This is a genomic window from Flammeovirga sp. SubArs3 (assembly GCF_947387565.1).
In the GTDB taxonomy this organism is placed as follows: domain Bacteria; phylum Bacteroidota; class Bacteroidia; order Cytophagales; family Flammeovirgaceae; genus Flammeovirga; species Flammeovirga agarivorans.
Genome location: NZ_CANDOA010000009.1, coordinates 184,382 through 197,937, shown reverse-complemented (window position 1 = coordinate 197,937; position 13,556 = coordinate 184,382). Strand labels below are relative to the sequence as shown.

Here is a 13,556-nt window from a genome sequence, read left to right as displayed (position 1 = left end):
CTCTTACTAACTCTCTTTGTGAAAAAACTATTGATTGAATTAATGGAAAGCTTATCTCTAAATAAGCATTCATTAATTAGTGTACAACTATTGCTCCTAATTATTTCATTTATATGCTTATTGATTTTCTACATTTCTATTTCCCGGCAAAATGAGGAGAATAATATGATACAAAATATTCATTTATCCTCAATCAATAAAAAAGAAGTAAAAAAGATAGACCCTAATTTCTCGACAGCACGAGATTGGAATAGTATAGGTATTCCTTATTATTTAGGGAATAAAATTGTACGTTATAGGCTTAAGTATGGTCGATTTTCAAATATATCAGACCTTGAAATTATTGATGGCATTGATAGTGCGGTTTTATCTAGAATCTCGGAGTACTTGGTAATTCATCCTTGGAAAAAAGATACTAATAAAGGATTTACAGTTAAGAAAAAAAGTATCAGACCAACACCTCATGTCGTCATTCAGAAGCCCAAAAAAGTATTTAACCCTTTTCTTTTTAATCCTAATGATGCGACCGAAGAATTATTAGACAGTATTGGATTCACAGTTCGATTTACCAAGAGTTTGTTAGCTTACCGTAGTAATGGAGGGAACTTTAAGGTAAAAAATGATCTTTTAAAATTATATGGGATAGATTCATTAAGTTTTTCAAAATGGAAAAAATTTATTGATTTACCTGATTCGTTAACCACGGAGAAAGAAAAAAAGATTCTTTTCAATTTAAACTTAATTTCGGTCGATGAATTGAGACTAATAAATGGCGTTGGAAAAAAAACAGCTGAAAGAGTCGTAGATTTTAGAAGGAAATTAGGTGGTAGTTTTTATCACATGAATCAGTTGAAAGAGGTATTCTCATTAGATTCTACCCGTATAGAAAAACTATATGAACATACATTTATCACTCAAGAATCGGTGATAAAGATAAATATCAATACTTGCTCTTTTGAGCAATTAGCAACGCACCCATATCTGTCTTATCGACAGGCCAGGTGGATTGTAAACTATAGAAAACAACATGGTAATTACTCAGAATTTAAGGATCTGTTAAAAATTAAGCCCCTTAAATGGGATGATTTAAAGAAGATATTGCCATATTTAGAGATTAAATGATTATCATGTCATATTATGTCGCGAATCTTCATCATAGCATTTCTAATCTGTATATTATTAAACACCTCATACTTAAAAGGTCAAAACCGAAAAATTGACCCTATTAACCTATTGACGAACACCAGAATATTATCTTCTCCAGAATTTGAAGGAAGAAGAACAAATACCAAAGGTGGATTTAAGGCTAGAGATTATGTAGCAAATATGTTCAATGAAATTGGTTTAAAACCTTTAAACCAAGGGAGCTTTATTCAACCTTTTAACTTTCATAATAGACTTTTCAATATTACAGCGAAAGGGTATAATGTTGTTGGGTATGTTGAAGGAACAGAATGGCAAAACCCATCAGAAGGATGTTTACTAATCGGTGCTCATTATGATCATTTAGGTACTTTTGGAGGAAATATTTATTACGGAGCAGATGATAATGCTTCAGGTGTATCAGCTTTGTTTGAAATAGCGAGATCATTTGTAGAAAACCCACCACTATATCCAGTAGTCTTTCTTTCTTTTGATGCTGAAGAATTGAGTTGTACTGGTTCTCACTATTTTGTAAAATCTCAACTCTTACCCGTAGAAAGTATGTTTCTTTTTGTCAATATGGATATGATATCCATCAGCGATAAAAAAGAAATTATGGTAGCAGGTACTCATTATAATCATGAGTATAGAAAACTAATCCAAGAAAGTGCTTCGAAGGTACCTATGAAGGTGAAATTTGGACATGATAGAAGAAGAGATGATGGTCAAAATAATTGGGTATACTCTTCAGATCATGGAGAGTTTCATAAAGTAGGAGTCCCTTTTGTATACTTTGGTGTAGAGGAACATGAACATTACCATCGAACGACTGATACTTTCGATAATATTGACATTGGTTTCTTCGTAGAATCTAGCCAAATGATATTAAATTTCATGGATAAAGCCTCAAACAAAAAAAGCTTCCTACGTCTCCATAGAAAGCTTAATAAGTAGCTGTAAGGGAAGGATTCGAACCTTCACGGAGTGCTTAGCCTCTTGACAAATCGTGTATGCATCGCACGTTTAGTGGTCAACCCATTACCAAGTGTTTATCGCGAACCTCCACCCCCGAGACAGGAGGGCATGTCTGCCAGTTTCATCACCTTACAGTGTATTTCAATAGTTAATTCTCCGGTTGAGAATTTGTGTAGCTGTAAGGGAAGGATTCGAACCTTCACGGAGTGCTTAGCCCCTTGACAAATCGTGTATGCATCGCACGTTTAGTGGTCAACCCATTACCAAGTGTTTATCGCGAACCTCCACCCCCGAGACAGGAGGGTATGTCTGCCAGTTTCATCACCTTACAGTGTATTTCAATAGTTAATTCTCCGGTTGAGAATTTGTATAGCTGTAAGGGAAGGATTCGAACCTTCACGGAGTGCTTAGCCTCTTGACAAATCGTGTATGCATCGCACGTTTAGTGGTCAACCCATTACCAAGTGTTTATCGCGAACCTCCACCCCCGAGACAGGAGGGCATGTCTGCCAGTTTCATCACCTTACAGTGTATTTCAATAGTTAATTCTCCGGTTGAGAATTTGTATAGCTGTAAGGGAAGGATTCGAACCTTCACGGAGTACTTAGCCTTCTTGGCAAATCGTGTATGCATCGCACGTTTAGTGGTCAACCCATTACCAAGTGTTTATCGTGAACCTCCACCCCCGAGACAGGAGGGCATGTCTGCCAGTTTCATCACCTTACAGTGTATTTCAATAGTTAATTCTCCGGTTGAGAATTTGTGTAGCTGTAAGGGAAGGATTCGAACCTTCACGAAGCATTTAGCCTCCGAGCAAATCGTGTGTGCATCTCACGTTTCAGTGGTCAACCCATTACTCAGCGTTTGTCATGAACTCTTCACCCCCGAGACAGGAGGGCATGTCTGCCAGTTTCATCACCTTACAGTATTATGTTTTCTTAGAGGGGTTTGATTATCGTTTAATCTTTTTCCCTTTTCGTTGATACAAAGTAATGGAATTATATTTTTTAATGCAAATATTTCAATGAAATAAATGAATATTTATGATATTCATATAATTGTGTAAAAATGTTTGATATATTTTCAATTCAACCCTTTTATAAGACGGCTCTTTTAGTAAAATTTCAATTCTTGAATTTCTTAATAAAAAAAGCTTCCATTTCATGTATGGAAGCTTTCTATATCTAACACAAAAAATATCAGTGTTAGGGTACTTTTAAGTGTAGTTAGGCTTGTAAAATAAATATGGTTGGTTTCTTATGAATATCCACCTTTGTTTTACTCCATTCTTTAAGTGTTTTAGTTTTGATGTATTCATCTTCAGCATTGATATTACAAGCAATGCATAGTTTCGTTGTTGGAGAAAGGTTTTTACATAAGTCTTCGATCATGGCTTCATTTCTAAATGGAGTTTCCATAAAGATTTGTGCTTGATAAAGTTTAGAGGAATCCCTTTCAAGGTTTTTCATTGCTTTGACCTTATCTACTTTCTGAATTGGAAGATATCCGTGGAAAGCAAACTTTTGGCCGCTAAGCCCTGAAGCCATTAGTGCTAATAAAATTGATGATGGACCTACGAGAGGTTTTACTCTTATGTTTCTTTTATGAGCATATTGAACAGCTAGTGCTCCGGGATCTGCAACACCTGGGCATCCGGCTTCTGAAATTACACCCACATTTTCTCCTTTTGGAATATTTTTGAAAAGCTTCTCTACTTGTTCAGGTTTTGTCTTTTTATCCAGAATTTGAAAGTTTAATTCCTGTACGGTAACACCTTCAACTTTCCAACCTCCAATAAACCTTCTAGCAGTTCTTAAATCCTCTACTAAGAAATACTTTGTTGTACGAATGGCTTCTTTTGTCTCTGGAGGGAGTACAGCATAACTATCTGCTGCTAGAAGACTTGGGATTAGATATAAATTCACTTTATTATATTTTAGTATAAAAATTGTCTAGATAATGTAATTTTGTGTAAAATTACATTAATTCATTTTTTATTAATATTCCATGTTCTAAAAGCTATTAAACAATTTACTATTTTTGCGAGCTTAATGGATTATTCTAGAATTCTAGACGATACAATAAACTACATAATTTGAAGAATATACAAAATATAGATGTTAAAGGTGTTGTCATGAAAACCTTCGCAATGTTGGCGTCATTTTATGTGATGTTTTTAGCATTCGGAGTAATGAAATACTCTTTTACATTATTAGGAGGACAGTGGGCTGAGGATTTAGTTAAAGTATCCCATAATCCTTTTATTTACTTTTTTATTGGTTTATTAGGGGCGGCAGTATTTCAAAGTAGTTCTGCGGTAACAACAATTGTTGTAGGAGCAGTTGCTTCAGGAAATATGTCTTTAGATGACGCAGTTTTTATCGTCATGGGGGCCAATATTGGTACTACAGTTACAAGCACTATTGTCGCATTATCATATATAGATGAAAAGTCAGTGTTTATGAGAGCACTCTCAGGAGCTGCTTTACATGACTTTTTTAATATTAGTGTAGCCTTAATTTTCTTACCATTAGAGTTATTTACTGGTTTTTTATCCAACCTTTCACAAAAAATTGCCTTTAGTATCAATATTTCAGATATGGCGATTTCAAAAAACTACTTTAGTAATGTGGGTTTAGGGTTAGATAAATTGGTAAAGCTACTGTTTTCAAACTTGATCGATTACCCTTGGGGTATTTTACTGATAGCAATTTTAATGATTGTTGGAGCCTTGAAGTTAATTGGAGGGGTTACTAAACAAGTCTTGATGGAAGGGAAGGATTTCAATAGAGGAGAAGGTTTCTTTTTTAAGAATGATGCTGTTGCTTTAACCACAGGTACAGTTTTAACTTCGATTGTCCAGTCAAGTTCAATCACATCATCATTGATTGTACCTTTAACAGCTACTAAGAAAATTACTTTGCCTCGGGCATATATGTTTATTATGGGGGCTAATGTTGGTACTACTTTTACTGCACTTTTTGCTGCTATGGCAACAGGTACAGAGTTTGGAGTAGAGATTGCATTGACCCATTTTCTTTTTAATTTCCTAGGTGTATTGATATTTATATTAATACCTGGAATACGTAAAGTACCTATTTGGTATGCTAAGAAATTAGGGTTTATGGCTGCAAAAGATAGAATATTTGGTTTCTTGTACCTATTTACTTTATTCTTCGTAGTTCCTTTTATCCTCGTTTGGATAAGTTTATAATGAGCCTAAATAAAAAAGGTCTGTTTTCAATATTAGAAAACAGACCTTTTTTATTTACAGTAAAGTGGATTTAATTCCAAATCTCGGCTTCTTCTTTACTGTAAGTATATTTCATAGGCTTTTCTTTCATAGAGTTGGTTTTCCCTTTGATAGAAGAATTTTGGACAGTTTTGAAGTGAGGGGCAAATCTTTGTTTTTGTACTTGCTTACCTGCATTTTTACCATGCCCTTTACCATAATGCATCTTTGTTAAGGTAAGCTGTTGTTTAACTTTAATATAGTTAGGTTCGAAGTTGGCTGCTTTTTTTGCAATACGTCGATTTCTAGACCTGTCTACTACAACATATCCTCTATATTTTGCAGCATCTTTTACTACCTTTCTTCCTGGCTTTTTCTCTACTACTACATATCCTTTGTAGCCGGCAGCATCTTTAACAACTTTCCTTCCTGGCTTTTTCTCTACTTCAACATATCCTTTATATTTTTGGAAAGATTTATTCATCCTCTTTCCTGTAGTTTTATCTACGACAACCTCTACAGGATTATTTTTATGTTTCTGCACAGATTTATCTCTCTGTGTATGATCAACTTTTATTACAACAGGGTTTTTACCATGTTCACTTACTGCTTTCTTTTTATTTCTAGGATCTGCATTTACATAAGGTTTGAATTTCTTCATGTCTTTTGAGACACTTTCTCTCGCCTCACTTGAAAACTTTACAGTAGGATTGGTTTTGTGTGCATTACGTACCCCTTTCTTTGTTTTCTGCTCTTCTAATGGTTGGTTGGTTTGTGCTTTTTTATCAGAATAATAAACTCCTGAGTTACTATTCGTAGCACTCTTTTTAAGTTGTTTATTTTTTCTTCTTTGTTGATGCTGCTTGACAACTTTACTGTGTTCTGATTGACTTGAGGTATGGTCAGTCCTTTTCTCTTGAGCATTAGAATTGATGCTGATAAGAAGAAAGAACGAAATCACTCCAATAAGAAGAAATGAATTGAATTTTATGTGATATATTCTATTAACCATGTTAGTAAACCAAACATTTTTAAAATTGAGACAGCAACCATAGAAACAAGTAGCCATTTTATAAATATATTGACTTTTTCTGATCCTGATGCAAACTTACCTGCAAACCATGTGCCTATCACTTGACCAATAGCCAATAGTATCGCTGCGACCCATATAACTTGTCCTTTATAAACAAAAACTAAAAACACCGGGAATGTATACGCAGCAATGATCAGCATCTTTACCGCATTAGCTCTAATTAAACTCATTTTTCCTAGATTGGAGACACTTACTAAAATCATAATTCCGATACCTGCTTGTACAAAACCACCATAAAAACCAATACAGAAAAAGATGATATTGTCTCTCCATATCACAAAACTAGGTTTTTGATGTGCAGAAAAGTGTATTGAAGTCTTTTGTTTATTGCCTTTAATAATTGGGTAAAGCATGGCGGTCATGATTGAACCAATAATATATTGTAATGTTTGTTCATCTATATCAGCTACTGTAAATGCCCCAACAATGGCACCTAAAAGTGATGGAATTACATACTTCATTGAAGACGGAATATCCAATAAGTTACTTTTAGAAAATGTATAGGTACCGGTTATATTTTGAAATAAAATACCCAAGCGATTGGTGCCATTGGCAATTCCAACAGGCATACCAAGAAACATTAACAATGATAGTGTGAATAATGAACCGCCTCCTGCGAGAGTATTTACAATTCCAGCTATTATACCAGTAATTACATAGGCAACAATTGATGATGGGTCAAATAGATGAGAATCCATGGAAAGTTTTTAGGATTAATTTCTTTTTAGAAATATTTAGTAAGTGCACCTATTAAAAGTTAACTATATTTGCGGTTGAAATTCAAATAAATTGGTCAAAAATGTTATTAGTTTCATATATATCAGAAAATAAACAGGAAGTAATCCAAGGTTTAGAAAAAAGATACATCGAAAATGCTGCAGAAATCATTGAAGAGGTATTGAACTTGGATGAAGATCGTCGTCGCTTCCAGAAGGAAAGAGATGATGCTTTAGCAGATGCAAATAAGTCAGCTAAAGAAATTGGCATGTTGATGAAATCAGGCAAGAAAGAAGAAGCTGAAAAAGCTAAAACTTCTGCCTCTGAAAATAAACAAAAGGCCAAAGATCTAAGCTCTAAAGTTTCTGAGATTGAAAACGAACTAAAAGATAAATTATATCACATTCCTAACGTTCCTCACCCATCAGTGCCATTAGGTAAGACTGATGAGGAAAATGTAGAAATGTATAAGAAGGGCGATATCCCAACTTTACCAGAGGGAGCAAAGCCTCACTGGGACTTAATCGAACAATATGATATCATTGACTTCGAATTAGGAAATAAAGTTTCTGGAGCGGGATTCCCATTCTACAAAGGGAAAGGTGCTCGTATGCAAAGAGCCTTAATCAGCTTTTTCTTAGACGAGGCAGTTACTGCGGGATATTTAGAAGTACAACCTCCAATTGTAATTAATGAAGCTTCAGGATATGGTACTGGACAGCTACCAGACAAAGAAGGTCAAATGTACTTTATGGAGGCAGATAACCTTTACATGATTCCTACTGCAGAAGTGCCAATTACAAACATGTTTAGAGGTGATCTATTACAAGAGAATGAACTACCAAAGAAAATGGCAGGGCATACACCATGTTTTCGTCGTGAAGCTGGTTCATGGGGAGCTCACGTAAGAGGTTTAAATAGATTGCACCAATTTGATAAAGTAGAGATTGTTGAAATTCAAAAACCTGAAGATTCGGCAGATGCTCACGAAAGAATGGTGAAACATGTAGAAATGCTTCTTGAAAAATTAGGTTTACCATACAGAAGATTATTGTTATGTAGTGGTGACCTCAGTGTAAATGCTAATCTTTGTTTCGACTTAGAAGTATTTTCTGCAGCACAAGATCGTTGGTTAGAAGTTTCTTCAATTAGTAACTTCGGAAATTACCAAGCCAACCGTCTGAAATTAAGATACAGAGATAATCATAAAAAGACGCAACTACTTCATACTCTGAATGGTTCGGCTCTTGCATTGCCTCGTGTATTGGCTGCAATTTTAGAGAATAATCAGACAGAAAAAGGGATTTTAGTACCTGAAGTTCTTCAAAAATATACAGGATTTGATATAATTGACTGATAGATAGCAATATTTATCGTTGTTAACGTATTAGTTACTTGTATTTTAATTTTAAATACAATATTTTTGCATTCCGTTTGGGAGAAGTTCGTGAGGATTGTTCTACCAGACTTTATCTAAGAATTTTAATACTTATATATAATGGCAAATCATAAGTCAGCAAAAAAGAGAATTCGTTCGAATGAGGCGAAGCGCTTGAGAAATAGATATCAACTTAAAACTACTCGTACTTTTGTTAAGCGTTTACGTGAGACAAAAGATCACGCTGAAGCACTTGAGTTGTATAACAAAGTTGCATCTATGATCGACAAGTTAGCTAAGCGTAACATCATTCATAACAAGAACGCAGCTAATAAAAAATCTAAATTAGCTAAGCACGTTAACAAACTTGCTGCTTAATTTAGAAGTCAACTACTAGTTGAAAAAACATTCAGGTCAAGGTTTATTTAAATCTTGGCCTTTTTTTATATCTTCACTATTATCTTTCAACAATTCATCGACATACTTTTTTAACTATGCATATCAAGCAATTATCATTAAGTGTTTGCTTTATTTTGTTGTTTTCAATCACAATACAAGCGCAAACATATGATTTCTTAAAGTCGGATACGACGGATTCAAATAAAACAATGCCGAGGCAAATCTTTGGGCAAACTAAAGTACATTGGGGCGGGCATTTTTCTACAGGAGTAGATGGTTTAGAAGAAGTAGAAAATAACTATTTCAGTGCCTTAGAACTAAGAGTGGGCTGGAAAGGTTATGGTAGAAAAAAGTGGCAAGAGCTATTTGGTTATCCTAGTTATGGTTTTGGTCTTTACCAAGCAACATTTTACCCTGAAGCTAATATTCTTGGTAGTCCATCTGCTGTATATGGATTCTTTAATGCACCATTTAAAAGATATAATAAGTGGAGTCTCAATTATGATTTAGGGGTAGGTTTAGCTTATGATTTCTTTGGTTACGACCCAAAGGAAAATCCAGATCAAACAGCAATTGGTAGTGAGTTTAATGTATACTTTACAGTTTCAGTAGAAGGTCAGTTTAAAATTTCAAGACGATTGGATGGTACGGCTGGTCTATTATTTACTCACTTTTCTAATGGAAGAACTAGAACGCCCAATAAAGGGGTAAACTTATACGGTTTAGATCTAGGAGTAAAATATAACTTTAATGGCTATGTACCTAAAAAAGGAGGACGATCATTAAAGAAAGATCAAGACCCAAGAGTGAAAACAGTTCAATATGATTTACCTGAATTTCAACCTTTCTGGGAATACTATGTTTTTGGTGCTGGAGGTTGGAATACTTCACCGTATGATATTGAAGATAGAGAAAAGTATTATGGGGTGGCTACTATTGGTATGGATGTAGCAAGACATTACAGTTATAAAGGTAAATTCGGTTTAGGTATAGATATTTTTAGAGACGGATCGTTGGTAGAAGAATATCAAAGTCAATATCCAAACGGAGTACCAAACAGTAAATTATGGTATGCAGGTATACATGTATCTCATGAGTTATTAGTACATCGCTTTACATTGGTGACACAAGTTGGTGTTCCATTTATGAATGTAGAAGGCCGTGGTGGCTGGTATGCAAGAGTAGGCGGTAGATATGATCTAACAAGAAAAATCTTTGCTCACTTAGCACTAAAAACTCCAGGAGGCTTTATTGCTGACTTTGTAGAGTGGGGTATAGGTTTCAGAATGTATGGGAAGAAAGGTCCTAATATGTAATTAGAAGACATTTTTCCATGTCCCTTTCCACCAATTGTATTTAATGGTACTGGGCAGGGATTTCCAAAAATATTTGTTGATTTCAACACCAAAAGAAGGTTGCATATAGCAGTTAATTGCACAGCCTTCACATTCGGGCAATTTTCCTTCTTGTTGGACAATTGCCTGAATTTTTTTTGACTGGTATAATTCAAACAACTGATTATTTATAGGGAATTTATCTTTACCTAAATGATAACAAGGCAGTGTTAATTCATTTTTTGGTGAGATGACGATACTTGAACTAGCCGCTTTGCAAATAGGATGGTCGATGTGATTACCTCCATCTTCTCTAAGAGCTAGGAAGGCATCATTTAGAAAAACATACTTTTTATTTTTCCACTTCTTTAAATGATTGATTTCTTGTGATCCTAACGAAGATCCTATGTTGTCGTATTCAAAGATTGGATTAATAATTAATACGAGTTTATTAGGAAGTGTAATTTGCTGATAGATCTGCTGTATTTCACTGATATTATTATCCATAGCAGTAAACAATATATCAGGCTTTTCTCCTAACGATAAAGCAATCTTGATAGATTCTAAGACCTTGTCATAGCATTGAACACCCCTTCCTTTATCATGTACTTCTTTATCGAAAGAATCCAAAGAAAAGTGTAACATATCAATGAGACCTTTTAGTTGTTTTGCTCGTTTTGGGTAAAGGAGTCCATTGGTTGTTACAGTAGTGATAAACCCTCTTTTTTTTGCTAGTAATAACAGTTCATGTAATTGTTGATGTAATAAAGGCTCTCCCCCTGTAAAGTCAATCACTTTAACTCCCAATCGCTTAAGGTCTTTGAAGTTCTGATCGGCTTCTTTAAGAGTAATATAAGGTGATGGTTTTTCCCATATATCACAAAAATGGCATTTTGCATTACATCTATATGTAACGTAATAATTACAAAGTACAGGATGGGAAATGAGACGCATCTTAACTAGTAAATAGGAATTAGTAGACAGTAAGAAATATTCAAAAATGCTGAAATAACCTATTGTCTACTAATCAAAAACTATATTATATTTCCTTTGCAGGCATTCCAAATACTGTAGTATTTGGTTTTACCTCCATCATTACTAATGATCCAGGACCAATTTGAGCACCTTCTCCAATAATTACATTTGGAGCGATGATAGCACCCGAACCAATAAGAGCACCCTTACCCACTTTGGCACCTGCACCTATGATAGCACCTGAACCTACAGTTACGAGTTCTTCCAATTGTGCATCATGTTCTAGTACAGCGTTTGAATGGATAATACAGTGGTCTGAAATCTTTACATCATAGCCTAGACGGGCACCTGCATTGATAAAGTTTCCATAACCAATAAATGCTGATTCAGAGATACTAGTATCTTTATGGATAGCGTTAACAGGCTGAACTTTACGACGCTCTTTAAGCATTTTTACAATGCGCTGGCGTGTTTCATGGTCTTCAATAGCAACAAAAGCATCACACTTTTTACCAATATGCTTCAAGAAACCATCGTTTGATGGAGATCCCATTACAGTTACTTCACCAATTTCAGCACCATGTAATTCATCATCTGCATCAAGAAAACAGAAAACAAGAATGTCTTGACTCTTGAATATATCCAGAGCTGCTTTTCCTAATCCGCTAGCTCCGAAAATGATAACAGGATTAATTTCCATAATATCTATTTGTAATTGATTTAATGTTCTTTTAAAAAAGAACGGATAGTATCTGTAATTTACAAATACCATCCGTTTCTAAAGGTTTTATAGAGCAAAAATTAATACGCTTTTGCAAAAAGAACGCGTTGAGTAGATGGTTTACCTGTTAAAATACAAGTACCTTCTTCTTGCTCATTATTTAAAGGAATACAACGAATTGTAGCTTTCGTTAAATCCTTAATTTTCTCTTCTGTTTCAGTTGTTCCATCCCAGTGAGCAGCAATAAAACCACCTTTGTTTTCAAGAACATCTTTGAATTCATCAAAGTTTTCAACCTTTGTGATATGAGACTCACGGTAGTCTAATGCTTTGTTGTAAATAGCAGCTTGGATCTCATCCAATAATTGCTGAACAGTTTCAACAACACCGTCAAGTTGATGAGTATTCTTCTCTTTTGTATCTCTACGAGCAATCTCAACAGTGCCGTTTTCTAAGTCACGTTGACCCATAGCGATACGAACTGGAACACCTTTTAATTCCCAATCGGCAAATTTGAAGCCTGGACGAAGTGAGTCGCGGTCATCAAATTTCACAGAAATATTTAAAGCTTGTAATGCTTTTTGGATCTCTTTTGCTTTCTCAGAAATAGCATCCAATTGTTCTTGTCCTTTGTAAATAGGTACAATTACTACTTGGATAGGAGCTAATTTTGGAGGTAATACTAAACCTTCATCATCAGAGTGAGCCATAATTAACGCACCCATTAAACGAGTAGATACACCCCAAGAAGTACCCCAAACATGTTCTAGTTTGTTGTCTTTGTCAGAGAATTTCACATCAAATGCTTTTGCGAAATTTTGACCTAAGAAGTGAGATGTACCGGCTTGTAATGCTTTACCATCTTGCATCATTGCTTCGATACAGAAAGTATCTACAGCACCTGCAAAACGTTCGTTTGCCGTTTTTACACCTTTTACTACAGGAACACCCATGAAGTTTTCAGCAAAGTCTGCATAAACTTCAAGCATTTGTTTTGTTTCTGCTACAGCTTCGTCTTTAGTAGCGTGTGCAGTATGTCCTTCTTGCCATAAGAACTCCGAAGTACGTAAGAATAAACGCGTACGCATTTCCCAACGCATTACGTTAGCCCATTGGTTTACCAATAAAGGAAGGTCTCTATACGATTGAATCCAGTTTTTATAAGTACTCCAGATTACAGTTTCAGAAGTAGGACGAACGATTAGTTCTTCGTCTAGTTTTGCCTCAGGGTCTACAACAACACCCGAACCATCCTCTGCATTCTTTAAGCGGTAATGTGTAACAACTGCACATTCTTTAGCAAAACCATCTACGTGGTCTGCTTCCTTGCTTAAATAAGATTTTGGAATTAAAAGGGGGAAGTAAGCATTTGAGTGACCAGTATCTTTAAACATTTTGTCTAAAGTCTGTTGCATTTTTTCCCAAATTGCATAACCATATGGTTTAATCACCATACAGCCACGAACTGCAGAATTCTCTGCTAAATCCGCCTTTTTTACTAACTCGTTGTACCAAGCTGAGTAATCGTCGCTTCTCTTAGGTAAGCCTTTTGCCATGGTATATAATTATCTGAAATTGATTACAATCTT

General features: G+C 35.0%; 12 protein-coding genes. 6 read left to right on the top strand and 6 right to left on the bottom strand.

The features are described 5' to 3' along the window. The first annotated feature begins 18 nt into the window (after positions 1-18). The gene (locus QL232_RS22090; RefSeq protein WP_281615800.1) at positions 19-1,122 is read left to right on the top strand and encodes a helix-hairpin-helix domain-containing protein; all 1,104 of its coding nucleotides are present in this window, start codon (positions 19-21) and stop codon (positions 1,120-1,122) included. A gap of 111 nt (positions 1,123-1,233) precedes the next feature. Next, a complete protein-coding gene (locus QL232_RS22085; RefSeq protein ID WP_168885242.1) occupies positions 1,234-2,097 on the top strand; it encodes a M28 family peptidase in 864 nt (287 codons plus the stop codon). Positions 2,098-3,344: 1,247 nt separating this feature from the next. Here the strand turns inward: QL232_RS22085 and QL232_RS22080 are convergent. Then, the gene (locus QL232_RS22080) at positions 3,345-4,043 is read right to left on the bottom strand and encodes an SAM-dependent methyltransferase (RefSeq protein WP_281615799.1); all 699 of its coding nucleotides are present in this window, start codon (positions 4,041-4,043) and stop codon (positions 3,345-3,347) included. 170 nt (positions 4,044-4,213) lie between these two features. Here QL232_RS22080 and QL232_RS22075 point away from each other — a divergent pair, with 170 nt between their 5' ends. Beyond that, complete coding sequence (locus QL232_RS22075) at positions 4,214-5,332, top strand: Na/Pi symporter (protein ID WP_168885240.1); 1,119 nt, start codon at positions 4,214-4,216, stop codon at positions 5,330-5,332. Positions 5,333-5,402: 70 nt separating this feature from the next. Here the strand turns inward: QL232_RS22075 and QL232_RS22070 are convergent, their stop codons facing one another. After that, on the bottom strand, positions 5,403-6,362 hold the full coding sequence (locus QL232_RS22070) for a hypothetical protein (protein ID WP_168885239.1): 960 nt from the start codon (positions 6,360-6,362) through the stop codon (positions 5,403-5,405). Beyond that, entirely contained in the window at positions 6,338-7,141 is an 804-nt protein-coding gene (locus tag QL232_RS22065) for a sulfite exporter TauE/SafE family protein (RefSeq protein WP_168885238.1), read from the bottom strand. Before QL232_RS22065 ends, QL232_RS22070 begins: the two co-directional genes overlap by 25 nt. Positions 7,142-7,242: 101 nt before the next feature. On the opposite strand from QL232_RS22065, the gene serS reads away from it, so the two are divergent. The 3 genes from serS to QL232_RS22050 all read left to right on the top strand — a co-directional run bounded on the left by serS (position 7,243) and on the right by QL232_RS22050 (position 10,253). Continuing rightward, the gene (gene serS / locus QL232_RS22060) at positions 7,243-8,517 is read left to right on the top strand and encodes a serine--tRNA ligase (protein WP_168885237.1); all 1,275 of its coding nucleotides are present in this window, start codon (positions 7,243-7,245) and stop codon (positions 8,515-8,517) included. A gap of 141 nt (positions 8,518-8,658) precedes the next feature. Continuing rightward, entirely contained in the window at positions 8,659-8,916 is a 258-nt protein-coding gene (gene rpsT, locus QL232_RS22055) for a 30S ribosomal protein S20 (protein ID WP_168885236.1), read from the top strand. Positions 8,917-9,146: 230 nt separating this feature from the next. Next, positions 9,147-10,253 carry an acyloxyacyl hydrolase gene (locus QL232_RS22050; RefSeq protein ID WP_281615798.1) on the top strand — a complete coding sequence of 369 codons (1,107 nt, stop codon included), beginning with the start codon at positions 9,147-9,149 and terminating at the stop codon, positions 10,251-10,253. Here the strand turns inward: QL232_RS22050 and QL232_RS22045 are convergent, their stop codons facing one another. The 3 genes from QL232_RS22045 to proS form a co-directional block, all read right to left on the bottom strand. Next, complete coding sequence (locus QL232_RS22045; RefSeq protein WP_281615797.1) at positions 10,254-11,225, bottom strand: radical SAM protein; 972 nt, start codon at positions 11,223-11,225, stop codon at positions 10,254-10,256. An 85-nt stretch (positions 11,226-11,310) separates the two neighbouring features. Further along, positions 11,311-12,018, bottom strand: coding sequence for a NeuD/PglB/VioB family sugar acetyltransferase (locus QL232_RS22040; RefSeq protein ID WP_348646760.1), 708 nt, complete (start codon positions 12,016-12,018; stop codon positions 11,311-11,313). A gap of 29 nt (positions 12,019-12,047) precedes the next feature. Then, a complete protein-coding gene (gene proS / locus QL232_RS22035) occupies positions 12,048-13,523 on the bottom strand; it encodes a proline--tRNA ligase (protein WP_168885232.1) in 1,476 nt (491 codons plus the stop codon). Positions 13,524-13,556: the final 33 nt, after the last annotated feature.